This window comes from Haliscomenobacter sp. (genome assembly GCF_033763495.1).
GTDB lineage: Bacteria > Bacteroidota > Bacteroidia > Chitinophagales > Saprospiraceae > Haliscomenobacter.
This window is the reverse complement of sequence record NZ_JANRKL010000056.1, coordinates 26,754-50,617: the sequence shown is the minus strand read 5'-3', so window position 1 is coordinate 50,617 and position 23,864 is coordinate 26,754. Positions and strand designations below refer to the sequence as shown.

The window sequence follows — 23,864 nt, the reverse complement described above, 5'->3', positions numbered from 1 at the left end:
GCCCCACTACTGAAGCACAATCCGCTCCCCTCCAGTATAGATGTTGAAGCCTCCATCGCGCAAAAAACCAACCAAGGTCAGGTTATGTGCTTCGGCCAATTCAACTGCTAAACTGGAGGGGGCACCTACCGCAGCCATAATCGGAATGCCAGCCATCACTGCTTTTTGAACCAGTTCAAAACCAGCCCTCCCGCTGACCAGGAGAATGGTATCACTGAGTGGCAAAGATTGTTTTTGTAAAACTGCTCCAATTACTTTATCCAGGGCATTGTGTCGTCCAACATCTTCCCGTAAGTACAACAAATCACCCCTACTCGAAAACAATCCCGCAGCATGAATCCCTCCCGTGTGATTGAACAAAGACTGTTGGGGAAGTAAGGCCTCGGGTAAGCCCAACAGTATGTCAGGATGAATGATTGGTTGATGAGTGGATAACAAAAAGGCAGACTGGCTTTGCACCATCTCTAAACTGGCTTTCCCGCAAATCCCACAACTGGAACTGGTGTAAAAATGACGTTGTAGTCTTGCAGCATCAAATCGCGCAGACGGATGTAGCTCTACCAAAATGCTGTTTTCCTGCGCTTCTGGGCTCAGTTGTACCCCTGGATAGCGCATCTGCAGGACATCCTTGCGGCTTTGTATCAATCCTTCCGTAAATAAAAAACCGTATACCAAATCAAAATCAGCTCCCGGTGTTCGCATCGTTACCGCCAAACTCATTTGTTGCCGTTGGCTAACGGGGCCATAAGCCAACTGAATTTCGAGAGGCTCTTCACTGGCCAAATGATCATTTAATGTCTCAAAACGATTGTCACGAAACTTGATGATTGCCCTTTCTCGGGTTGAAGATTGATACATGGCCGGTTCATTATGAAAAAATCCACCATAGGAGTTTGCCTACTACATATATGGATAAAAAAAGCATCAAAAGCAAAGCCCCCAAAATCAAAAAGATGACCCACCAGGCACTACCACCATGTTTGCCTTGTTCATAGTGCTCTTTCATCAATTGTACATTGCGGTAATTGGCTTTGTAGCGAATGTCAAAAAGGTCGCCCAGTAGCGGTACTGAGCCTACTACTCCATCAAGCAGAATGTTGCCCACCATTTTAACGCCTAGCATCCCGCTGGCCCCTTTGCGCACCAACACGACCACCAAAACACCCGAAACCAAAAAGGTAAACACATCTCCAACATAAGGAACCAGGCCAATCAGGGCATCCATCCCAAAACGAATCCGAGTGAAGGGAATCCGAAAACGGTTGTCCAAAAAATCGGCCAACTTATCCAAAAACTGTAAATCATCCATGGTTTGTAACTAAAGGTAATGTACTGAGCTAATGGTTAAATCAGGCAAAATGGAAATTTCCCGAAAAGCGATACGGTAGTGATCCACTTTAAAATCCTCGGCATGGGAATCAATCTGAAAAAAACAGGAAGGGGTAAGATGTACCAGTAGGTTTTTCCAACGCACGGTACGTTCCACATGGTAATGCCCACAAAAAATGTCGATGTTGCCCGGATAGGCACAAAGGATGTCTTGCAGCGGGTCACGATCCTCCAATGGGTGATTGTTGTCCATAAAAGGAGTGCCCACCAATAAGGGTGGATGATGGATAAATAAGATGATGTCGCCCTGCGATTGTTGAAGTTGCTCCTGCAACCACTCCAGTTGAGCTGTTTCCACTTTATAGGTTGAAGTATCCATAAAGAGAATTGGCCGCCCACCCCAATTGCGGCTAAAATACAAGCCATCCGGCTGGTAATCAACTTGCCGCTGAAACACTTTGGTTAACAGTTTTGAATCATCATGGTTGCCCGCAATGACCTCGTAGGGAATCTTCAGTTGGTCTACCCATTCTTTGACCCAGGCATAAATTTCCAAGTCTCCCTGACTGTAACAAAGGTCGCCAGAAAGCACCAGATAATTGGGTCGGCGCTCTTGCACGGCGGCAATGATGCGTCGAAAATTCTCCCTTACATCTACAAAGTAAGTGTCTTCGCCTTCCTGTCCGATGTGCAGATCGGTAATTTGAATAACTCTCATAGCCTGGGTTGTGCACCTGATTTGCGCGGGTACTAGGTGTATCTACCCCGCAAAATAAAAATTTTAGCGTAGTAGTGGGGCAAAAATAAATGTTCATTTTTCTTGAGCTAAAGGATTAGATATGACAATTGAAATGAACCGTTTTCTCATCTAATCCTTTGGCAAAATGAACATTTTATTTTTTACCGTCCCGTAAATCCACCTTACGATCATTGATATATTGAAACAAGGCGTACAAGGAGGCTCGCGAACGGGCAGGAAGTTGTTGTATTTCTGATTTCAGCCAAGTGTTATTCAGCCAATTCTGATATTGCTGCAATATTTGCGCCGAGTAATCATCCAGGTCTTGGGTATTGGCTTTTTGACTCATCAGCCCAGCCACATTTTTCGCCCATTCTACTTGCATTCCTAATAAATCAGTAACGATCAATTGACGACCCCTAGCATAATTGAGGGCAATTTTTCGGTGCAAACGTTCCGCTTGCCACCATAGCGATGCATCGGGCTTGCTGCTTGGCTGGGGCCATTCGGGAGTAAGCAGCGTTTTTCCACCAAAAAAGAAGGGCATGTATACAGAAAGGCATGGCATCGAAGTTCCAGTCAGCCACAGGGTTGGAGTGCTGCCATCCAATGGCAATTCAACAACCATCGACCCGGTGGTTTGGCTGGGGTTGGTTGGCCCTGTGGAATGCATACACACGTTGCCGGTGCCTCCGTGGGAGGGGTCGTATTCGTTTTCAGGCTCGTCGCCGTGTTGGCGTAGGATTTGCATCGCACTGAGGGCATCCAGGTCTGGATGGTTTTGGATGGCCTGGTTAGAAAAAGCGCGCCGCAACTTACATTTGCTCATGCGGGTATAAAACCAATCGGAATAAGCCTTGGCAAAAGAAAAGGGTACTCCTTTTTTGCTCCAGCCCCGTGCTTTCGCGTACTCCTCCGCCTGTGGGCTGATGCGATCGTAATCCGAATCCAGGGTAAGCCCGTTGGAAATGGCATAGTGTCCCTGAATTTTTTTAGCGACCCAATGTGGCCCAGCAGTTTCAAATACCCAAGCGGTGTGGCGATCGGCGATCAAAAAACTATTGTGGTAAAAAAAACGGCGATTGCGGTAGCCCCCACAGGCATCTTGCCCGTAGTCGGCCAGGAGTTGGATCATCAATTCGAGGGCTGCATCAGCGGAAGTACAACGTTCAAGGGCCAAACGCAGCATGTCCATCCCCGTCAATCCCTGGTTTTTCTTTTGGAAACCGATCTTGGTGAATACCGCTTCATTGCCAATGACCAGGCCATGTTCGTTGGCCCCCATTTCTGCACCCCACATCTGGAAAGGTTTGGACAAAATGACTTCATGGGTGTGGGCAACCTGAGGGATTTCGATATAAGTGCATTGGAGCTTTTTTTCAGTAGGTTCCTGGCGGGGAAAGCGCACTATTGCGTGGGCTTCATTCGGTTCACGGTCAGAGTTTTTGCCAAAAATGAGTTTATTGGAAGTTATTTTGACGAAGGTATCACACATAGTTAGATTGATAAAATGGCCTGGAAATAAGGGCAACAGATTCTTTGTGCTTTCTTTGTGAAAATGATGTCGCTTTAGAATTATTTTGAAAATCCAGAATAACTCATGTTTAAGTGCCCGGCCATAATGACCGAGCACTTTTATATAATTAACCCTACCTTGATCAAAAGAGTTTGCTAAAGCCCCTTTCATTCTCAAATCATCATCCAAATTTTTACCGAACCAATTGAATGACCTTGCGATAAATTTGCTGTTTATCAAAGCATTGAAGTTCCAATAAATATACCCCATGTGCAAGCGGCGGCATAGTGAACTGGACTGTACTTTGAGCATTTACCTGAGGATACTTTTCCTGACTCAGTAATTGCCCACCAAGGGTGTACAGTTTTACAGTTACATTGCCTGAATGCCCCTCGGCCAAGCTGAAACTCACTTCATTGGCGGACTGTAGTGGGTTAGGAAACACCTTCCAAATGTTCTGTTGATCTCCGATTTCCTTTACAGCTACCAAAGTGCTACTGGTATCCTGCGGAGGGCCCAAGGGATCGCTACCAGGGATGATGTACCAGCGTTGCGCATCGTTTCCGATGTATGTTTGTAAACTGACATCCGTTCCATTTAAATTGGCCTCCAGGTATAAATTACTCTTGTGATTTTTGAGGTAAAAACTGCTGTCTCCGGCTTGTTCCAACACCCAATTTTGAGCGGAAGTACCATTCACTCTGAATTGCCAGACCTTAGTACCTGGAACGATATTGCCGCCATATGCGTCCAGTGGCAGATTGCTGTGTTTGGGCAAAATATTCCACAAATTTTCAGGTGTTTTTTTGAAGAAAAAAGCCTGGTGATTGGCTTCCTTGCTGATGCCTTGTTGCAAAAAAGCACCAGCCCCCAAGGCTTCCTCTGCGATCTCCAGAACCTTCCCGGTTGCTTTATTGCGGATGTGGGTTGCCCTCACCGGAATTTGCAATAAATTAATCGTCACCCCGGCGCAGGCCTCCAATTGGATTGAACTCGTTCTGGCTTCACCCCTGCCTATCCATTGTTTGTGCATGGTATCCCAATTGCTTCGATATCCGCCTTGAGTAGTACCCGCTACATTACAGGCAAAAACGGCACTGTAATTGATCAACTGATCAATGCTCAAATCCATTGGCTTATCCGCACTGGAATAGCCCAACCAAGAATATTGTTTCAAACAAGTCAACTCTTTACTGGCCTGCTCAGCCAGATCACCAACCAAAAGATGGTCGTTGTGGTCACCTGGGTTACGCGAAGTATCCGTTTCAGGTATGTTCAAGGTAGCATAGCTGAACCCCGATGTTTCCGCAATGATGATCCGTTGGATGGTTTGTACCAAATCGGTCCAGCCTTGATACGTAGCCGAACTGTCTACCGCAGTAATTTTGGAGATTTCTCCGTCGCGCAATCGCTTCAAGGATTGATTGCCAGTAGCACGGTATCCATTGCCATCACTACTGCCCTCGGGTAAGCGCAAGTAATAACTTTTGGTATTTTTGTACTGCACGTGGTAAATCTGGTGCGCATTGGCATATACGTATTGAGCCGAGGCACTACGATCTGGCACCGAGGCAATGTCGGCCAGAAACTTTATCGAAAGCCGCGAGCCATTGTCTCGCGCTTGATAATAGGGAACTGTCCCATCCCCTCCTTTACCCAGTCCTGCATCACCTGCCGTAAGGGTAATAAAAACCGTTTTCTGCTTGGCATTTGTGACATCAGCGTAGGCATTTTTTTGCATAAACAACTGCCAATCATCTTGATCTGCTACGATGTAAAATGCGACTGATTCCTGAGCAAGGGCCGATTGGGCAAAAAGAAAAAGCAGCAGGCACCAACTTTGATGCAAAAAACGAGTGTGTGAAGTTGGCATCGCGTCGAAAATTTATAGTTCTAGAGATGTAATGGTTTAGACCTGAACTTTTTGAATAGCAGCAGGTAGAGTGCGCCAAAGGATCCACAAATCCAACCAAAGACTGTAGCGTTTTGCGTATTCGATATCCAGTTTTTTACGACCATCTTCGCTGACCCCGGCCTTTCCACGTTCGGTTACTTGCCACAGGCCAGTGATTCCGGCAGGTGCTTCAAAACGGGCTACCCAATCATCCTGGGTCAATTTCTCTGCTTCGTACAAGGGTAAGGGGCGATTGCCAACCAAAGACATGTCACCAAGCAAGACATTGAACAACTGTGGTAGCTCGTCAATGCTGGTATTGCGAATAAAATGCCCTATGCGGGTAATGCGCGGATCATTCTCGATTTTGATGAAAGTATTGCCTTCTTTTTGTGCTTTTTGTTGTAAGAAAGCCTCTTCCCCTATAAATCCATCGTCTTGAAGCAGCAGAATGTGGTCTTCGTAAGCCACTTCATCTGCTTTTTTAGTTGGTTGTTGCTGCTCGTACTGGTTCAAATGTTTCAATCCTTTCAACAATTGATCAGCATTGGGGCGCATAGAGCGAAATTTGTAAAAATCAAAGGCGCGATAGCCTTGGCCAACCCTTTTGGCGCGATAAATAATCGGGCCTGGCGATTCTAGTTTGATCAAGATAGCAATGATCAAAAGCAAGGGCGACAAGAGGAGGATCAGAATGCTGGCCGCCAGAACATCTATACAACGTTTCCAAAAAGGAATGGCATAGCTGGGGTGACCAATTAGGTATTTGAGTGAAAATTGCATGGCTGGAAAATGAAGGTTGATTGAGTAACGTAGAAAAATTAACTCCACGATTTGGGTTTTGAATAAAGTCGAACGGTTCACTTCAAGTGAGCTTTCTATTCAAAAGCCTCAAAAAAATCGGGAAGTAATTTTTTGCGTCATATTAAACGTTAATGGATACTTGGCGCGCAATGCGCAGGCTTAATTCCCTTGGATGGAAGGGTTTAAGTACAAAATCCGCAGCTCCTGCTTCCAGGCATTTGATGCGATCCTCAACGGATTCGGAAGCGGAAAGTACGATACAGGGAATGTGCGCAAAATCCGGTGTTGATTTCAGTTGATTCAACCATTCTAAGCCGCTAAGGCCCGGAAGTTTTAAATCCATAACGATTGCATCAGGTTGGAGGCCCGCTTCCATACGGATTTGGGCCTCCTCTGCGGTTTCCGCTGTAAACACCCGAAATTCTGCACTCAAGATGCGACCTAAGAACGTGCGCATCATTTCATTGTCTTCTACCAATAGTATGTTCGATTCCATAAATAAAGTTTTGATGCTGCAAAAGTATAGTGCATCAACAGGAAGCGGTATTAAAAATAGGGCAAGTGGACGGTTTTGGCGGTTTTTGGTAAAATTGTTCGATGAATGGTATTTACCTGAGTGCAAAGGCCCAGCCTAAGGTACTTTACCAAAAACCGCCAAAAAGAGCCATTGACCGATCAAAAAAACAGCTTAACCGAAGAGCGAGGAGTTGGGAGACATACTGCCTATACATTTGTAGCGTAAATCAGTACATTATGAAATTGTTTCTCCGCCCTCAGGGTAATTACAGTACCGCATTCAATCTAAATATACTCCCCTTGCTTAGGAGACCATTAAGCAAAGGAGCCTATATACCGGAACTAGACGGTTTGCGATTCATCGCTATACTAGCTGTAGTTGTGCAGCATTTGAGCGAAAGACTCACCCGTATTCAAAGCAGCGACCTTCAGGCACAGTGGCTTGATTCCAGTCTGCATTATGCGGCTTCACGAGGGAGTATCGGAGTGTTGTTGTTTTTTGCAATCAGTGGCTTCATTCTAAGTATGCCTTACTGGAATGGTAAATCAATCCAATATACCACTTACCTTAAAAATCGCTTACTGCGCATCGAGCCACCCTATTTGATTTGGATGAGCTTATTTGCCTTATTGGTGTGGCTGAGTGGCCGAATTACGGATGGCCTGGGGCAACATTGGCTGGCTAGTATCGCCTATGTACACACGCTGAGTTACGGCGAATTTTCCGTCATTAATCCAGTTGCCTGGTCTTTGGAGATTGAAATTCAATTCTACTTGCTGGCACCATGGATTGTTTTGTTCTTTAAAAAATACTTGCCCACCAGATTCCGCCCCTCGCTCTTGTCCTTAATTATTGTATTGTACACTTTGCTGATGCAGGTGATGGGCTGGCAGCAGGGTTTGTTGAAATATACTTTACTAGGCCAATTGCCTTATTTTTTGGTGGGAATTTGGCTGGCAGACCTTTATCAACAAGGAAAACTCAAACTTCCCATTGGCAAAAACAAGCTGCTTTGGGTGCTTATAGGCTGGCTGGTCATGATGTACAGTTGGTCTGAAAACTTGGGGCTCACTTTGATCTTTTTATTGGCTTTAAGCGCCTTTTTTGCCTTGGCATTTCAACCTTCATTCTTTCAGCGCCTGTTGCGCAGCCCCTGGATAGCGGGCATTGGAGGGATGTGTTACAGCATTTATCTGATTCACTTGGCAGCCTTGGAAGGGTTGAGCAATTGGAGTAAAGGTTGGTTATCGATCCATAGTTATGGTTTATCCATGCTTGTGCACGGGGTGTTGTGGTTGGTGCCCATTTTTTTGTTCAGCGTGTTGGCCTATTTGCTGCTGGAAAAACCCTTCATGGAGCGCGAATGGCCTTCGCAGCTGAAGAACTGGCTGCAGCAATCGCGGCAATTGATGATTAGGACTAGTGTTACAGTGTTAATAGGGGGAACTTTTTTTTGGGGGACCCAAGCAAGCGCACAAACCGATACCATCCGATGGCAGGGGAAGGCGCTTGCTCCTCTTTCCATTCTGATCGAAAGAGCCCAACAAAATTCCAATGCTTTAAAAGCCAATGATCGCGAGGTCGAAATTCTGGCTTTGGAGCGAGACATTACCAAGCGCCAGTGGATGCAGCATGTTTCGGTGGTAGCAGGGGTAGACGCTGGCAACGGCAACTACGTTAGCACGAATACCGAAGCATTTACCGCCATCAATAGTTCTTTAAACCGCAAGGCTGTTCAGTTTGCAGTAGGAGTCAATGTTCAATTGCCCTTGAGTTCCTTTGGAAACCGAAAAGCAGAAATACAAAAACGTAGCCTGATGATGGAGAAGGAACTGCTGTTAAAAGCGGAACAAGGCCAATTGATTCGAGCGGAAGTCATCAACAGATATACCAGATTCAAAGAATCCATCCAATTGCTCGATCTGCAAGCAGGCGTCATAGAAGCCAGCGAGATCAAACTTACGGCAGCAGAAAAATACTTCAAAGAGGCTCAATTGAGTGTAGAAGATTTTAGCCAAGTGATGGAACAACATTTTCAAAGCAAAATGGAGCTGGAAAGAAAGAAGTCAGCGGTTGAAAATGCACTGCTGCTGTTGGAAAACATTGTTGGAACTTCAATATATGACCTACTATGAGCTTACTAGATTTTTTAAGGATCGTCTCGCGCAATTGGTATTGGTTGCTGTTTTCTGCTTTGTCTTTGGCCATTTTGACCTGGGGGAGCCTCAAAAAACAAGCGCCTCAATACTCCTCCCATAGCATCATCAACACAGGTTTGGTATCCAACTATACCATTGAGAGCAATGAGGGAGCTAGCATCGACTATGCATTTACCAACAACGAATTGCAAAACATCATCAACGTCGCAACTTCGTATCAAACGATGGAAGAATTAGGACTGCGTTTGTTGGCTAAAGTTTTGGATAAACGCACAGGAAAAGGGATGCTGTTGCCCGAAAGCCGCCAGGATCTGGAGGAAAAGCTGGGAGCAAAAGTATTGACTAAACTTCGTGCCAAGGATCCCGAACTGCTTCAAATCAGCCTGATGCACCTCCGCGACCGCAACCGCCACGGTCGCGTATATCAACTGCTTTACTCTGATCATCCTTTATTTGGGATTGAACAACTTCAGACCATCCAGGTGGAGCGGTATGGCAATAGCGACATGTTGAAAATCAGTTACCGCACAAGTGACCCGGGGATTTGTCAGCTCACGCTAAAATTGTTGGCAGAAATCATCATGGAAACACAGCTCTCCCTGAAAAAAGGGCAGTCTGGAGATGTACTGGCTTTTTTTGACGAAGCTACCCGAAAATCCGCAGCAGAACTCCGCGCGGCAGAAGATGAGTTATTGGGATTCAAAGTCCGCAATAAAGTCATCAATTACTACGAGCAAACCCGCTTTATCTCTGGCAAAAAAGAAGACTTTGACGAGATGTATTACAAGGAAATGATGAACCTTGCCTCCGCAGATTCTGCCATTCAAAAGTTGGAAGGACAACTGCGCCAAAGGGTGAACTTGCCCCGTTTGAACCAATCCATTATGGATCAGCGTAAGACTTTAACCGAATTGAGTACCAAGATTAGTACGATGGAGATTATGCCCGATAGCCTGGAAGATTTTTCAAGCAATGATCTGCGCAAACTCAAAAGGCAAGCTGAAAAGGTGAGAGAAAATATACGCAACACCGTGGATGAAACCTGGATGAGTACCAATATGCCAGAGGGCTTGCCGGTCAAAGACGTATTGAGTCAATGGTTGAGCAGTGTGCTCAAGCAAGAAGAATCCACGGCACGGATGCAGGTCATTCGTCAGCGGCAGGCCGAGTTTGTCCACATTTACGATCAATACGCGCCTTGGGGCTCTGCCATTCGCCGAATGGAACGGCAAATTGATGTCAATGAACGCGCCTATCTCGAAAATTTACACAGCTTCAACCAGGCCCGCTTGCACCAGATCAACATGATGATGAGCTCAAACCTCAAGGTGATCGACGAACCTGTGTTTCCCAAAAAACCAGAACCCAACAAAAAAATGTTGTTTGTGGTTATGGCATTTTTGGCAGGTTTGTTTATTCCACTGGGGCTATTTATTGCCATGTACCTATTGGATCAATCCCTCAACTCAGTGGCAAGGGCAGAAGAAAAAACTGGCTTAAAACTGGCCTCAGCGCTGCCTTTTGTCGACAAGTTTAAAATTGGTCCAAAGGCAAGAATCGACTTTCAGGCCATCAACGACAAGGCCATGCAGCAACTAGTCCACACGCTAAAAATGAGCAATCAAGGCCAGCAAAGCCCCACTGTTGCCTTTTTATCCAATCGCAGTGGGGAAGGAAAAAGTTGGCTCATTACCCGCCTCGCTGCTTATCTGGAACAAAAAGGGCAGCAGGTACACCAAATCAAAGCTAGTGATTGGGTCACTCAAAAGCAACATATTCAGCAAGGTCTGCAGGAACAACCCGCCTGGGTTTTGGTTGAATTTCCCGCCTTGCTGGAGCAATCGGAACACTTACTTAATTTGAATGAAATGAACAGCTCTGTGTATATAGCTTATGCCCGCAAAGTTTGGTCAAAAGCAGACGAACGCGCCTTGAGTCGCATCAAGGAATGTGCAGATAAGCCCGCACATCTGTTTTTAAATGCGCTGGATTTAGATCACATGGAAGACGTCATTGGTGAAGTGCCCAAACGCAGAAACATGCCACGCCGTTGGTTGAAAAGAATGGTAACCTTGCAATATTCCTGATCAAAGCCATGAACCAAACTACCAATGTAAAACCGCTGCTCTGCTTGGCCCTGCCCGCATGGGCTGGCAACTACACCAAATCGACCGTAGAGTTGATGAAGGCCATGAGCGAACATCGTACGGTGCTATATGTCGATTACACGTATACCTGGAAAGATGTAATGATGGCTTTACTGGGCAAGAAACCAGGGCTGCCCATCCTAAGCGTACTCGGATTGAAATCCCGAATCCGTCGTATCTCCCCTCAATTGCAGGTTTGGAGTTTGCCGCCATTGTTACCCATCAACGGGCTGCCTCCTGGGTTTGCATTCCGGGTGGTTCACTGCATCAATAGCTTTTTGGTACAATCCAGTCTTACCAAAGCAATTCGAGTTTGGAATGGTGATGATTTTGTGACGATCAATGCCTGCCAAGCCCTGTATGACCGCGCACTGCAAAAATTGCCCGCCAGCAAAAACATTTACTACTGCTACGATGAAATCGCCGCAGCTCAGTGGACAGACCGCCATGCGGCCCGCTTCGAAAAGGAAGCCATCGGAGCGGCAGATGCCCTGGTCTGTTCAGGCAGCCAATTGTTGGCGCAAAAGCGACAAAATGGCCAACCTGCCCTGCAAATTCCCAATGGGGTTGACCCTTTGTTTTTGCAAACACAAAGAGACATTTCTCCCCAAAGTAGACCAATCATCGGTTATGTGGGTAGCCTTGACGAACGGATTGATCTGGATTTGTTGGAAACAGTAATACAGGCTTTGCCGGAGTACGATTTTTCATTTACTGGTCGCCTACAACAGCCACACATTCAGCAGCGGCTCGCTGCATTTGGGAATGTTCAATTCCACCCTCCCGTAGCCTATCAGGCATTGCCACAACGGATGAAGCATTTTTCAGCGGGGATTATCCCCTTTTTGCGCAACGACCTCACTGCCGGGATTTACCCCATGAAAGTGAATGAGTACCTGGCCTTGGGCTTGCCCGTAGTCAGCACCGGCTTTGGGGACATGCATCAACTTCAGCCTTGGGCTACAGTGGCCGACCAGGCCGAAAGTTTTATCCAGGCCCTGCGGATGGAACTGTCCCTTGATCACCTGGATAAGCAAAATGAGCGGCGCAGCTTTGCTGCCCAACAAACCTGGCAAGCCCGGGCCTTACAGCTCAATAAGTTGATTGAAAAGCTGGAAAACCCAGCCTAAAATAGGGCGATTTCCAAAAAACGCTTCAATTCGCAACAATCCCTCCCATTTTTTCCAAAAACCTAAGAGTTCTGATCAGAGGGCGAATCTGCCTTAATTTTGAATCATCAAATCAAGCAAAAGCAATTTAAAATGACCATCGCTCAACACATTTCGCTCTTACAACAAAGAAAGTTCCTGATCGGGGCTGGAGTGAGTGTGTTTTGTTTGGGTTTGAGTCTGTTTTTTGGAAACGGCGATTTATTGATGAGTTCAGTAATGCTCTTGTTGCCTTTTCTCCTGTTTTTTGCCGCTTGGTTGATCATCGACCCTCAGCAAGGAATATACTGGGCTGTGATCATGGGGTTTTTATCCTCAGGTATGGCCCGGTACATGGATGCGCCCTGGGGATTGACCCTGGATGTTTTGCTTTTTTTGAGTACACTAGGCTGGGTTTTTAAACAATACCGGCTGAAAGACTGGAGTGCAGTACGCAATGACATTATGATGCTGGCATCGATCTGGATGTTGTACATTGTTTTGGAACTGGTTAACCCTGAAGCACATAGTGCAGTAGCCTGGTTTTACGCAATGCGCGGAATAGGTTTTTACCAGTTGATGTCCTTTGTGCTCGTGTTTACTTACTTCCGCAAAAATGCCGATCAAGATCGGGTCATTCGGTTCATCATTTGGCTTTCTTTGTTGGGTACTGCATGGGGTTTTCGCCAATTATTGATGGGGGTCGATGCCGCTGAGCACCATTGGTTGTATGCAGAAAACCACCATGAGGAGCATATTTTACACGGTAAACTACGGGTTTTTTCTTATTACAGCGATGCAGGCCAGTTTGGTGCATCTCAGGCCATGGTGGCTTTGATGTGTGGTATTTTGGCCCTGGGGCCTTTCCCTATGCGCAAACGGATTTGGTTCGCAATAGCTGCACTTATCACCTTTTTAGGCTTTGCCATCTCGGGCACCAGAGGTGCCTTGGCCGTTCCTGCCGCTGGAGTATTGATTTTTTTGATTGCCTCCAAAAACTTTAAAATCCTGGCTGCCGGTCTAATTGTGGTGGGCACTGCCTTTTACATCCTCAAATTCACCTTTGCTTTTCAAGGTGTTGAACAGGTACAACGCATGCGAACCGCACTTGACCCAAAAAATCCATCGCTGATGGTCCGCTTGAACAACCAAAAGACTTTTGGTCGCTACCTGAGCAGCCGCCCTATGGGTGGAGGGGTTGGAACAGCCGGTTTTTGGGGCGCAAGATTTAGCCCAAACACTTTATTGGCAAAAACGGCAACCGATAGTTGGTATGTCAAAATCTGGGCAGAAACAGGTACTGTAGGTGTTGCACTACACTTGTTCATCTTAGGGTATATCATGGGCAAAGGTGCCAGCGTGATTTGGCGGCTAAAAAACCAGCAGATCCGGTACAAAGCAATGGCGATGTACGCCTCTATTGGCGGTGTATTACTGTCCAGCTACGGCAATCAGGTGTTTGGCCAAATGCCTACTGGAATGATTATGAATGTATTGATTCCATTTATATTCCTTTCACCTCTGTACGAAAAAGAGTTGGAACAAACTGATAAATCCATTTCACTATGAATAGTATACTGACCCTCATAGGCCTTGTTGCCGCGCTTTATTTTGCATATAGTGCTGGATTTGTGGCCTTGTTTTCGGTAGCAGCCAGCTTGGTGAACCGCAGGCCGCTTACCTGGAAAGAACAGGATGCAAAGCGCCGTTTTTTGGTACTCATCCCTGCTTATAAAGAAGATTTGGTGATCGAACAAACCGCTCGGGCTGCGCTGGATCAAAATTACCCAAGTGCCCAGTACGATGTGTGTGTGATCGCCGACCAACTACAAACTACTACCTTGGAGCGCCTGAATCAATTAGCGATTCGTGTGTTGCCAGTTTCTTTTGAAAAATCCACCAAAGTGCAAGCCATCAACGTCGCTCTGGTGACGCTACCCTCAAATTATGATGCCGTGGTGGTGCTGGATGCCGATAACATCATGGCTCCAGATTTTTTGAACTTCATGAATGCCAGCCTGGCCCAAGGTTGGAAAGCAGTGCAGGGGCAACGCATTGGTAAAAATGCGGACACCCCCACTGCCATTCTGGACGGATTAAGCGAAGACGTGAACAATCATATTTACTGCTTAGGGCACAACGCACTTGGTTTGTCCTCTCGTTTGTCTGGCTCAGGAATGGCTTTTGAATATCAGCTTTTTAAAGCCATAATGGCTCAAAACACAGCAGTAGGCGGGTTTGACAAGGAGCTCGAAATCAGATACACCGCTGCTGGTGAGTACATCTACTATTGCCCCGAAGCCATAGTGTGGGATGAAAAAGTGCGTGGTCAACAAAATTTTCACAATCAAAGACGGCGCTGGATTGCCGCACAATACGCCAATCTACGTCGCTTTTTTCCTACTGGATTAAAAGCGCTGACGCTGGGCAACCTGGATTGTTTTCATCGGGTACTACAATTGGCTTTGCCGCCACGGCTTTTGATGCCCGTTTTTTTGTTCTTGATCAGTGCAGTTGCGCTTGTTCTGGGTTCTTATCCTGGGTTTTGGTTGACCCTGTTTGGCCTCAATGTAGGCGGAATGTTGCTTGCCATCCCACTAGAATTTTGGAAGAGCAAGCAGTACCTGAGTTTACTTAAGTTGCCAGCTATCATTTGGCAAACCTTGAAAGCAACGTTGCGGATACGACACGCCAATCGGACCTTTATCCACACAACACATCACAATTAAACATACTATGCTAGGAGAAGGAATGCCTTGGGGACTTTTATTGCTGATTGCAATGATTGGCTTCATCTGGGGAGTTTTTAATGACAAAGAACCAAAACGCGGTGAAAAATCTGAACATTCTAATGGTTTGTAAATCTCTGCCCGATACTTTCTCGGGCGGAATTCAAACCCATATCTGGTTACTTAGTGAGGCTTTGCTCAAGGCAGGGCACAGCGTCAGTATCCTAACTGCGGGGTCTTTTCGGCAGAAACTTCAGCGAGAAACGGTAGAAGGACGGAATTTGATCAAACTTCCATTTGTACCCGGGCGAAGGTTGCCTGTGTTCAAATTGACTTTAGAAGAATTGTTTTTTAACCTGGCCGTACGCCGCTGGCTAAAAAATAATGCTTACAGCTACGATTTGATTCATTTACAAGGGCGTAGTGGTGGTCTGGCGACCAAAGCTGTACTTAAAAAAAGTGTAGTGACTTACCACGGACTAACCGCAGCAGAACAAATGGGCAGAAATAACGTGGACCAATGGTTGCATGGATTGCTGGCCGAGTTGCTGGAAAAAAGGCCCTCCAAGTTTGCACGCGGGCTGATTGTAGTGAGCGATGGCTTGTTGGCCAAGCTAAAACAAGTTTTTCCACAAGTTTCCTCGCCCGTAAAGATAATTCCGAATGGCGTAAACGAAGGGCTGGAGGGAAATAAGATGGTGAATCGGGACGAGTTGTTGTTTGTGGGAAGATTGGATCCGATTAAAGGAATTGGAGTACTGATGGATGCCTTCCCCCATTTTTCACCTGCTATAAAACTCAAAATAATTGGTGATGGACCAGAGCTGCCAAAAATTGAAGCCATGATTCAATCCAAAGGGTTGAGCAATCGAGTTGAGTTGTTGGGGGAAAGAAACAATGCGTATGTATTGGAAGCCATGCAAACGGCATTGGCCTTGGTCTTGCCTTCTTTTATGGAGGCACAGGGGCTGGTACTGCTGGAAGCATCGGCCAATGGTCGCCCCGCAATAACCAGTGATTTGAGCGGAACAAAAGGAGTAATTATAGACGCTTACAACGGTTTGCGTTTTCCGATGGGAGATTCAAAAGCCTTGGCCGAAGCGGTCAATAAACTCTATGCGGATCCAGCTTGGGCGGACCAAATGGGACGCAATGGCCGGGAGCATGTACAAAAACACTTTAGCTGGTCCAGTGTGGTTGCACAAACTGAGCAGTTTTACCATCAAATCTTAGGGGCATGAACCTGAATAATGTAAAAGCTGCTTTTTTGACCCAACTGTTGCCCATGGCGGCACAAGTATTGGCTTTCATCCTGCTCAATCGGGTATTGAGCTTATCGGACATGGGGTCTTGGTCTTATTTCCTCCTGTTTTTCTCACTGGCAGAAGGCTTGAGGGCCACATTTGTGCACAATGCCTGGATTTATTTGTCCCGGCAAAGACTCGATGTTCCAGCCGAAAAATGGAAGGCCGCCGCCTGGACGCTCCTGGCAGGAATTACCTTGGTTCTGATCCCTCTGATCGGGGTATTGGGTTGGCTGGTGCAGGACTTTTTGGACATGCCGATGTTGAGTCTCCTTTGTGCCTGGTATCCGGTGTTGGCCATTACCGCTGGTTTGTACCAACTGACCCAGAGTGAGGCCATCAATGAGCTTCGGTTCAAGCGCGCAGGTCATGGGGCTTTAGCCATGAGCCTTAGTCTCTTGCTGATGTATGTAGGGCTATATGCTTTAAAAATGGACTTTGGCCTGATTACCCTGTTGCTGATTCAATCTTTGAGCTACCTATTGGGAGCCTGGGCGGCTAGGCTACGCTTGCCCGCCACACGACCATCCTGGGAGCAGGTCATCGCATTGTACCGTTTTGGCAAATATTCAGCAGGCACCAGTTTAGGATCGATGTTGTACCAAAAGACGGATGCCTTGTTGATCGGGTATTGGCTGGGCCCTACAGCAGTAGGTTTGTACAGTGTTGCTTCAAGAATCAGCTATTACCTTGAAATCCCGCTGAATGCCATTGCACAGGCTAGTTTTCCGGAGATGAGTGATAAATCTTTCACTCAGGAAAACCTCAACAAGAGCCTCGGGCTGATGGTTGCGAGCGGGCTCCCTCTAGCCATTGGGGTACTGATTACGGCTCCCTTGATGATCTGGATTCTGGCTGGCTCCAATTACCTGGCGGCAAGCACTTGCTTAAGGATTTTTGCCTTAATGGCGATCGTCAAACCCTTTGGCCGAATCATGGGATTACAATTGGAAGCCAGTGGCCGACCTCAGCTCAATTTCCGCATCATGTGGATCAGTGTAGGGGTCAATCTTGTTTTCAACCTCCTATTTATACCCTATTGGGGAATCGCTGGAGCAACTTTTGCCACCTTATTGGCCACTGGGCTTACGATTTTCCTCAGTAAACGCTTGTTGGCGCAAAGTAGGGGGCCCTTATTGGTGCCAGCGATCAAAAACGCCTGGTATTATTATCAATTGTTGTTTCAAAACCTTCAAAAATCTTTTCACCATGTCTCTAGTTTTCGGTAGGCTACAATATTTGACCAGCGAGCGTATGCAAGCTTCGCCCTTCATGGCAAAATTGTTTCAAGGCATCTTTGGATACACCAACGTAGGAAACTATGCCCGATCCAGAGTATTTAAGCGGATTTTAAAAGATTTACCTTTTGAGTTTTGGCAGAAAGTGCTGGACTTGGGCTGTGGCTACGGCGAGTACAGTGTGATGATGGCCGACCTTTTGCCAAAAGCAAAAATAACAGCCCTGGATGTAGATCAGGAGCGTTGCCAAACTTTTGAGAGGGTCCTGGATCAAGCGAATTTATCGAACCAGATTCAAGTCGTCAACCACAAAATTGAAGAAACAGTAGTTTGGCCACAGTACGATTTTGTATTCTCAGTGGACGTTTTTGAACACATCCCAGAAGCGGAGATGCCTTTTGCGGCGGTATTCGATCGGCTGAAAGCGGGCGGATACTTTTTGGTAAAAATCCCCAACCGCGAACAACGTACTTTGTTGCCCGAAGCCTGGTTCGAAGAACACCACCACTGGCTGGAAGAAGAGCACGTAGGGCAGGTTTACGATTTGCAGGGCTTGGTACAGCGATTTGAGAAAGAAGGTTTTGAAGTCGTCGCGGCAGAACACACTGATGGACTCCTTTCCCGCTTTGCATGGGAACTAGCCTGGTTGGGCAAAAAAGGTGGCGTTATTTTACAATTGCCCACGATGGTAATAGCAAAGTTTTTGATTGCACTGGATCCTTGGTTCCAATCCAAAGAGAAGGGAAATGCCATTCATGTATTGGGCAGAAAGCCTATTGATTTTTAACTCAACAATTTTCGTTCTCCCCAACAATTGAATAACAATGGAACACATTAGCATCATCACTGTAAACTACCGCCAACCAGAAGCTACGATTGCATTTTTGGAATCACTAAAAGAACAGTCATTCCAAAATTACGAAGTCGTTTTGATTGATAATGCGCCGCTAATTGATCATTCTGCTGATTTTTCAGCAGCCTGCCCTAATTTAAAATTGATCATCAATCCTGATAATATCGGCTTTGCCGCCGCCAATAACCAGGGGATGAGTATCGCAGAAGGAGATTTTTTCTTTTTGTTGAACAATGATACCATTGTAACTGAGGGATTCTTTGAAACCTGTTTGGAAGGTTTCAAAGACCCTAAAATAGGGGCTTTATCTCCCTTAATTTGTTACTATGAGTCCGGAGAACGCATCCAGTATGCAGGATTCACGCCCTTGAATTGGCGAGGGCAGAACGAGTTGATTGGCCAACATCAAATTGAATCAGGGCAGTTTCCTGAAACAAAGCCCACGCCTTATGTGCATGGTGCAGCGATGATCATCCGCAGAGAGGTTTGGGAAACAGTGGGGGGCATGTCCGAAGACTTTTTTTTATACTATGAGGAACTAGCTTGGTCCGAAGCCATTAGAGCTGCTGGATATGCAATCTTGGTAGTTCCTCAAGCCCGTATTTACCACAAGGCCTCTTTGAGTACTGGTCTGGACTCACCCCTTAAACTGTACTACTTAACCCGTAATCGCTTGGTGTTTATGCAGCGTTTTAGGCCTGTGGTACAGCGCTGGCTTTTTATCAGCTATTTTTTCTTGTTGGTGGTGCCCCTGCGACTTTTCACCTTATGGCGCTCCAAGCAGTACCATCACCTCAGAGCTTTTCAAAAAGCTTTGTTTGATTGGTGTCGCGGCAATCTTGGGTATCAAAACCTAAGCGGTTTATAAAGGATCGATCTTACGCAGTAATAGGGGTTTGTATTGCCGGGATACCGGGATAACTTTTTTATTGATCACAATGGTATTGTCTTCAATATCTACTACTTTGCTTAAATTGATGATGTAAGAACGATGAACTTTTAGCAATTGCGGGTGGCTGAGTTTTTCATCGATGCGCTTCAAGGTTGAATGAACCATGTATTTAGCATCATTGGTAAAAAACATGACATAGTCACCCACGGTTTCTATATACAACAAATCATCTACCGGAATGCGGACAATTCGGCCATCCGTTTTGATGAAGATGTCGTCGGTGGTCTTTTGCAGATGGTTTTGCTCTACCTTTTCTCTTACCCGGTCAATTGCTTTGATCAGGCGTGGGAAGGAAACGGGTTTGCCCAAAAAATCGACAATCCGCTCCTGGAATTCAAATGCCTGAGTGGCGTATTCGGTGCGGGAAGTAGTGAAGATAATGTACGGAAGATGAGTCACGGTTTTGACCAAATCCATGCCACTCAAACCTGGCATTTCAATATCCAGCAGGATAAAATCCGCCCATTCTTGTTCCAATACCTCAATTAGCTGTGCGGCACTTTTACAAACAGCGGCTACCTCCAGGTCTTCAATCTTTTCACAAAATTTTTGCAGACTTACTCTTGACATTTCATCATCGTCTACAATGATACAGCGTAACTCCATGGTAATATTTTTAAATATTTAGACACAATAAAGCCTCTTGAGCAACCGTGATGTGCAAACCCTTTTCAATTTGATCGCCCAGTAATTCGAATTGCCGTTCAATATCAACCTGATTATGAGGCGATTCTAGCATTTGCTCCAAATCCTGCACTATCGGAAAAATATGCCCTAAACCGACCATTTGAAAACTAGGTTTCATTTTGTGGGCAAGGGCTTTCATTAGTTTCCAATCTTTTTCAGCAAGAGCCGACTTCATTTCTTCAATCTGAAGTGGTGTTTGGCGGTTAAAAATTCCAATCATCATTTGAAAATGCTCCAAATCTCCCAAGTAGTATTCGTTAATTTCATCCTGATTCAACTCGGGATGGATACCTGGCTCAACTTGTGCTTCTAACTGGCCATTTATTGGTGCCCGATCTTTCATAGATTGAATGATCACCGCTTCAATTTGATCGGGAGTAAAGGGTTTGGTCAGGTGATAATTCATTCCTGTTTGGAGTGCCTTTTCTTTTTCATCCAGCAATGCCGAAGCGGTAAGTGCTACAATTGGGATTTTATGGTTGGGGTTGTGCAACATATTTCGCAAACGAATCGTGGTTTCATATCCATCCATCTCTGGCATCCGAATGTCCATCAAGATGAGATCAAAGCAATCTTTTTCTAATATTTCTAAGGCTTCTCGGCCATGATTGGCAATTTGATACCGGAATCCCTTCCGTTGCAAAACTCCAGCGATGTACTGCTGGTTCAAGGTGTTGTCTTCCACAATCAACAATTGAAGTTGCTCTTTTTTTGCATCAAGATCAATGCTTGGTTTAGGCAACTCGTTTTCGGCCCTTACTCCAGCTCTTTCGAAGACGATATCTATCCAAAACGTACTGCCTTTATGCACTTTTGATTGTACATTGATGACTCCGCCGTGGATTTCAACCAGTTGTTTGGCAATGCTCAAGCCTAGCCCCGTACCCCCGTATTTGTGCTTGGTCGCTTTCCCTGCTTGGTTGAATCGCTCAAAAATGTATGGCAATTTATCTGCGGGAATGCCGATACCTGTGTCCGCAACTTTGATGATAACCCGCAGCTTTTTTTCGTCTTTTTCTTGGCAAATTGCGCTCAGCGTGATATTTCCCCTCTCCGTAAACTTATTGGCGTTGCCAAGTAAATTGAGGAGAATCTGGTTCAAGATAGTTGGGTCGACATAAAGATTTTCATCGAGTTCGGGGTCTATGTAATGTTCAAAATGGACGCCCTTTTCCTGGATTCTAAAGGCCATGGCCTGGGCATTTACATTGATTAGCTCTGCGAGATTGACTTCCCGCAAGGCTAAATCCATCTTGCCCTGGGTGATTTTGGTAATATCCAAGATGTCACTTACCAGAGCCATTAAAATGTCAGAAGTATGTTTGATGTTATTCAGAAACCTGAGCTGCTCTTCACTCAGTTCCGTATCCATCATCAAGTAAGTCATCCCAACGATGGTATTGATCGGGTTGCGAATTTCGTGACTCATATTGGCCAAAAAGTCTTTTTCGGCATCACGGGCCTTTTCTGCTTCCTGCCGGGCTTCTTCCAACTCTCCTTGTAGTCGCTTAATGTCAGATAAATCATAGTGGATACCAATGGAGCCTACAACTTTACCCATTTCATCGTAGAAGGGTGCACCACTGATCAACATCCATTTTCTTTCACCAGATTTTTGAATCAATTCAACTTCGTAAACACCTGGTTCTCCCTTAACTCGATTGTTGTTCTGATTGTGCATTAAGCCATGGTATTCCTTAGGAAGTAACATCTTCGTTGCATCCTGATTCAACAACTCCTCTTCAGTATAACCAGTCATGGCACAAAAACGATCATATGCACGAGTGATGATGCCATTTTGGTCCACTTCCAACAAACCGAGTTCCATGTTTTCCATGATTCCTCGATACTTCTCTTCACTTCTTCTGATTTTAAGCTCGTTGTGTTTACGATCTGTGACATCTTCAAAAAACCAAAGACGACCCAGGCTTTTTTCCCCTTGCTGAATTGGAATAAGACTGAGTGCCAAAATCCGGCCATCATTGAGGGCCAATTCTTTTTGAAGGACTTTTGTGGTAAATGAGTTGGATTGGGTATAGCTAGTCAGAATTGGCGTAGCGAGATAACTGGCGTCGATGGTTTCCATAAACTCCCTGGCCTGTTTGGACTGAAATTGTTTCTGAAAGAGATATGCATCAAAAAAGTCACTGAATTTTCGATTGACCAAAACTACATTTTGATGCTCATCTTCAACTAGAATGGCTGCCTGCAAATTTTCCAATAAGGCAATGAAACGGGTATTCAGTAAAGACAGTTTCTGTTCTGCTGCAACCCGATGAGTGATGTTGCGCGCAAGCCCAGTCAGTTCCACAATTTCACCATTCTTGATCACCAGACTGACACGTAAGCCTAACCAAATTTGCTGCCCACTCGAACTAAGGACCGGAAATTCCAGATAAGTGGTATGGATTTTTCGCTCAAACTGCCGCTGGTGCAAGCGATTGACTTTGTGCTTAAACTCTTCGGGTACTATTTCAAGATAGTGTGTACCAATTAATTCCGAAGGTTCTTTCTGAAGAATACGCAACACCACCGGGTTGACCTGAGTAAAAATGCCTCCAGGGCTCATCCAGAACATCAAATCTTCGGCACTTTCAATCAAACTACGATACCGCTCCTGTTGCACCCTTAACTCGCTGGATTGGTAAGCGACTTGTTTTTCAAGGTCAGCATTCAGTTGCCGAAGTTTTTCATTGCTGAAATAGAGTTGGAGCGCTTTCTCTTCCAAAAGTCGTTCTGCTTCTTTTCTCGCAAGCCGCTCTCGCTCCAACTTCTTTCGCAACATCGTAACCTCATCCATTCTCCTCCTGAATTTACGGTTTGCGGATCAACGTAAACTGGACACTTGTTCCATCTTCTAGCAAGGGTACCATTTGAATTTCTACATCTTCTTTAAAATGTTGGAGACATCCCTCGATCAAACCTAGCGCTAAATCACTCATTCTGCGGCTGGAAGTGTATTCCAAAATCATTTTGTTCTCATCGTGATAATGAGTTATAAACTTGGGTAATTCAGCATCGGGATATAGTTTGTGTACCTCTACATGAATGACATCGTTAATTGATGCTAGGAAGGAAAATGCGTTGTTGAGCACTTCCTGAGGAAACATGGGATAGGATGCAAACAACTTACTGAACAAATAGCGCCCATAGTGTTGATACAAAGCTGATGGAGGCAATTGGGTTAACTCTGAAAGTGAAGCCACGAGTTTCAGCATGTCCTCCGCAGGATAGGTTCCTGCAGAGGTGAATACACCTTGGGTTGATGTTTGTGCGTGTTCAATGGCCGACTCCAAAAGCAGTTCGCCAAATTCATTTTCAACCATTTCTAATAGGTGAACAAAGACCATTCCTTTCATAATAATGGAATCTTTTCTGTTAAATAAATAAAAACATTAGTGATTAGATAGAAATGGCGTCAGAAATTTTCGGTTTAAAACCTAATCTAAGTAACAGCCGAAAACTTTCGATTTATCCCTTTAAATGATTTGTTGACGGCTTTTACAACAAAATAAAATCTAGAATTTGTTAAATCTAAATCAAACCTTTGCCATCAATGTGTCAGCTTTCTGGTTTATTTTACCTTAAACACACTGCTTTTGGCAATAATTTTTTAAACCGAGAACTGCTGAAATGGCGTATAAACCTACAATTTTTTTTGCGATAATTATCAAGAAAATGAATAAGTTTACTAAATAATATTTAATTGGTGTTCTGATTTCCAGCATGAATATTTTGTGTTTTGGGGGGCAAAAAATGCCTAAAAGGATGTATCTTTCCACTCTTTACCAGCCAATTTATTGGCAAGATGTACAAACATCTCCTAAGCATCTGTGCAACAAATACAA

Annotated in this window: 20 protein-coding genes; 10 read left to right on the top strand and 10 right to left on the bottom strand. The window is 45.3% G+C overall.

What is annotated here, in order from left to right:
- Positions 1–6: 6 nt before the first annotated feature.
- The 7 genes from fdhD to SFV55_RS06625 form a co-directional block, all read right to left on the bottom strand.
- On the bottom strand, positions 7–858 hold the full coding sequence (fdhD, locus tag SFV55_RS06655) for a formate dehydrogenase accessory sulfurtransferase FdhD (RefSeq protein ID WP_320028697.1): 852 nt from the start codon (positions 856–858) through the stop codon (positions 7–9).
- A gap of 10 nt (positions 859–868) precedes the next feature.
- Positions 869–1,309 carry a DUF4112 domain-containing protein gene (locus tag SFV55_RS06650; protein ID WP_320028696.1) on the bottom strand — a complete coding sequence of 147 codons (441 nt, stop codon included), beginning with the start codon at positions 1,307–1,309 and terminating at the stop codon, positions 869–871.
- Between the two features lie 9 nt (positions 1,310–1,318).
- Positions 1,319–2,047 (bottom strand): metallophosphoesterase, encoded by a 729-nt coding sequence (locus SFV55_RS06645; RefSeq protein ID WP_320028695.1) that lies wholly within the window; start codon positions 2,045–2,047, stop codon positions 1,319–1,321.
- A 175-nt stretch (positions 2,048–2,222) separates the two neighbouring features.
- Complete coding sequence (locus SFV55_RS06640; protein WP_320028694.1) at positions 2,223–3,563, bottom strand: carcinine hydrolase/isopenicillin-N N-acyltransferase family protein; 1,341 nt, start codon at positions 3,561–3,563, stop codon at positions 2,223–2,225.
- Positions 3,564–3,777: 214 nt separating this feature from the next.
- Positions 3,778–5,457 (bottom strand): RICIN domain-containing protein, encoded by a 1,680-nt coding sequence (locus SFV55_RS06635; RefSeq protein ID WP_320028693.1) that lies wholly within the window; start codon positions 5,455–5,457, stop codon positions 3,778–3,780.
- Positions 5,458–5,493: 36 nt separating this feature from the next.
- On the bottom strand, positions 5,494–6,261 hold the full coding sequence (locus SFV55_RS06630; RefSeq protein WP_320028692.1) for a sugar transferase: 768 nt from the start codon (positions 6,259–6,261) through the stop codon (positions 5,494–5,496).
- 142 nt (positions 6,262–6,403) lie between these two features.
- Positions 6,404–6,778, bottom strand: a complete 375-nt coding sequence (locus tag SFV55_RS06625; RefSeq protein ID WP_320028691.1) for a response regulator transcription factor — start codon at positions 6,776–6,778, stop codon at positions 6,404–6,406.
- 257 nt (positions 6,779–7,035) lie between these two features.
- Here SFV55_RS06625 and SFV55_RS06620 point away from each other — a divergent pair, with 257 nt between their 5' ends.
- The 10 genes from SFV55_RS06620 to SFV55_RS06575 all read left to right on the top strand — a co-directional run bounded on the left by SFV55_RS06620 (position 7,036) and on the right by SFV55_RS06575 (position 19,245).
- Entirely contained in the window at positions 7,036–8,934 is a 1,899-nt protein-coding gene (locus tag SFV55_RS06620; protein ID WP_320028690.1) for an acyltransferase family protein, read from the top strand.
- Positions 8,931–11,045, top strand: a complete 2,115-nt coding sequence (locus SFV55_RS06615) for a GumC family protein (RefSeq protein WP_320028689.1) — start codon at positions 8,931–8,933, stop codon at positions 11,043–11,045. The genes SFV55_RS06620 and SFV55_RS06615 overlap by 4 nt, the downstream gene beginning before the upstream one ends.
- Before the next feature lie 8 nt (positions 11,046–11,053).
- Positions 11,054–12,235, top strand: a complete 1,182-nt coding sequence (locus SFV55_RS06610; RefSeq protein WP_320028688.1) for a glycosyltransferase — start codon at positions 11,054–11,056, stop codon at positions 12,233–12,235.
- 132 nt (positions 12,236–12,367) lie between these two features.
- Positions 12,368–13,822, top strand: a complete 1,455-nt coding sequence (locus SFV55_RS06605; protein ID WP_320028687.1) for an O-antigen ligase family protein — start codon at positions 12,368–12,370, stop codon at positions 13,820–13,822.
- Positions 13,819–14,982 carry a glycosyltransferase family 2 protein gene (locus tag SFV55_RS06600; RefSeq protein WP_320028686.1) on the top strand — a complete coding sequence of 388 codons (1,164 nt, stop codon included), beginning with the start codon at positions 13,819–13,821 and terminating at the stop codon, positions 14,980–14,982. The genes SFV55_RS06605 and SFV55_RS06600 overlap by 4 nt, the downstream gene beginning before the upstream one ends.
- A gap of 7 nt (positions 14,983–14,989) precedes the next feature.
- Positions 14,990–15,115, top strand: coding sequence for a hypothetical protein (locus SFV55_RS06595; protein WP_320028685.1), 126 nt, complete (start codon positions 14,990–14,992; stop codon positions 15,113–15,115).
- Positions 15,105–16,223, top strand: a complete 1,119-nt coding sequence (locus SFV55_RS06590) for a glycosyltransferase family 4 protein (RefSeq protein ID WP_320028684.1) — start codon at positions 15,105–15,107, stop codon at positions 16,221–16,223. The genes SFV55_RS06595 and SFV55_RS06590 overlap by 11 nt, the downstream gene beginning before the upstream one ends.
- The gene (locus SFV55_RS06585; RefSeq protein ID WP_320028683.1) at positions 16,220–17,515 is read left to right on the top strand and encodes an oligosaccharide flippase family protein; all 1,296 of its coding nucleotides are present in this window, start codon (positions 16,220–16,222) and stop codon (positions 17,513–17,515) included. The genes SFV55_RS06590 and SFV55_RS06585 overlap by 4 nt, the downstream gene beginning before the upstream one ends.
- Entirely contained in the window at positions 17,496–18,311 is an 816-nt protein-coding gene (locus SFV55_RS06580; protein WP_320028682.1) for a class I SAM-dependent methyltransferase, read from the top strand. The genes SFV55_RS06585 and SFV55_RS06580 overlap by 20 nt, the downstream gene beginning before the upstream one ends.
- A 37-nt stretch (positions 18,312–18,348) precedes the next feature.
- Entirely contained in the window at positions 18,349–19,245 is an 897-nt protein-coding gene (locus SFV55_RS06575; RefSeq protein ID WP_320028681.1) for a glycosyltransferase family 2 protein, read from the top strand.
- Here the strand turns inward: SFV55_RS06575 and SFV55_RS06570 are convergent.
- Genes SFV55_RS06570 through SFV55_RS06560 form a run of 3 tightly spaced genes read right to left on the bottom strand, consistent with a single transcriptional unit; the run spans position 19,240 to position 23,375 of the window.
- The gene (locus SFV55_RS06570; RefSeq protein ID WP_320028680.1) at positions 19,240–19,935 is read right to left on the bottom strand and encodes a LytTR family DNA-binding domain-containing protein; all 696 of its coding nucleotides are present in this window, start codon (positions 19,933–19,935) and stop codon (positions 19,240–19,242) included. The genes SFV55_RS06575 and SFV55_RS06570 overlap by 6 nt on opposite strands.
- 10 nt (positions 19,936–19,945) lie before the next feature.
- Entirely contained in the window at positions 19,946–22,816 is a 2,871-nt protein-coding gene (locus tag SFV55_RS06565; RefSeq protein ID WP_320028679.1) for a PAS domain S-box protein, read from the bottom strand.
- 13 nt (positions 22,817–22,829) lie between these two features.
- Complete coding sequence (locus SFV55_RS06560; protein WP_320028678.1) at positions 22,830–23,375, bottom strand: heme NO-binding domain-containing protein; 546 nt, start codon at positions 23,373–23,375, stop codon at positions 22,830–22,832.
- Positions 23,376–23,864: the final 489 nt, after the last annotated feature.

Bases quoted from the DNA above. Each gene is read 5' to 3' on its own strand.
- fdhD (WP_320028697.1), bottom strand. From the start codon at position 858: ATGTATCAATCTTCAACCCGAGAAAGGGCAATCATCAAGTTTCGTGAC.
- SFV55_RS06650 (WP_320028696.1), bottom strand. From the start codon at position 1,309: ATGGATGATTTACAGTTTTTGGATAAGTTGGCCGATTTTTTGGACAAC.
- SFV55_RS06645 (WP_320028695.1), bottom strand. From the start codon at position 2,047: ATGAGAGTTATTCAAATTACCGATCTGCACATCGGACAGGAAGGCGAA.
- SFV55_RS06640 (WP_320028694.1), bottom strand. From the start codon at position 3,563: ATGTGTGATACCTTCGTCAAAATAACTTCCAATAAACTCATTTTTGGC.
- SFV55_RS06635 (WP_320028693.1), bottom strand. From the start codon at position 5,457: ATGCCAACTTCACACACTCGTTTTTTGCATCAAAGTTGGTGCCTGCTG.
- SFV55_RS06630 (WP_320028692.1), bottom strand. From the start codon at position 6,261: ATGCAATTTTCACTCAAATACCTAATTGGTCACCCCAGCTATGCCATT.
- SFV55_RS06625 (WP_320028691.1), bottom strand. From the start codon at position 6,778: ATGGAATCGAACATACTATTGGTAGAAGACAATGAAATGATGCGCACG.
- SFV55_RS06620 (WP_320028690.1), top strand. From the start codon at position 7,036: ATGAAATTGTTTCTCCGCCCTCAGGGTAATTACAGTACCGCATTCAAT.
- SFV55_RS06615 (WP_320028689.1), top strand. From the start codon at position 8,931: ATGAGCTTACTAGATTTTTTAAGGATCGTCTCGCGCAATTGGTATTGG.
- SFV55_RS06610 (WP_320028688.1), top strand. From the start codon at position 11,054: ATGAACCAAACTACCAATGTAAAACCGCTGCTCTGCTTGGCCCTGCCC.
- SFV55_RS06605 (WP_320028687.1), top strand. From the start codon at position 12,368: ATGACCATCGCTCAACACATTTCGCTCTTACAACAAAGAAAGTTCCTG.
- SFV55_RS06600 (WP_320028686.1), top strand. From the start codon at position 13,819: ATGAATAGTATACTGACCCTCATAGGCCTTGTTGCCGCGCTTTATTTT.
- SFV55_RS06595 (WP_320028685.1), top strand. From the start codon at position 14,990: ATGCTAGGAGAAGGAATGCCTTGGGGACTTTTATTGCTGATTGCAATG.
- SFV55_RS06590 (WP_320028684.1), top strand. From the start codon at position 15,105: ATGGTTTGTAAATCTCTGCCCGATACTTTCTCGGGCGGAATTCAAACC.
- SFV55_RS06585 (WP_320028683.1), top strand. From the start codon at position 16,220: ATGAACCTGAATAATGTAAAAGCTGCTTTTTTGACCCAACTGTTGCCC.
- SFV55_RS06580 (WP_320028682.1), top strand. From the start codon at position 17,496: ATGTCTCTAGTTTTCGGTAGGCTACAATATTTGACCAGCGAGCGTATG.
- SFV55_RS06575 (WP_320028681.1), top strand. From the start codon at position 18,349: ATGGAACACATTAGCATCATCACTGTAAACTACCGCCAACCAGAAGCT.
- SFV55_RS06570 (WP_320028680.1), bottom strand. From the start codon at position 19,935: ATGGAGTTACGCTGTATCATTGTAGACGATGATGAAATGTCAAGAGTA.
- SFV55_RS06565 (WP_320028679.1), bottom strand. From the start codon at position 22,816: ATGGATGAGGTTACGATGTTGCGAAAGAAGTTGGAGCGAGAGCGGCTT.
- SFV55_RS06560 (WP_320028678.1), bottom strand. From the start codon at position 23,375: ATGAAAGGAATGGTCTTTGTTCACCTATTAGAAATGGTTGAAAATGAA.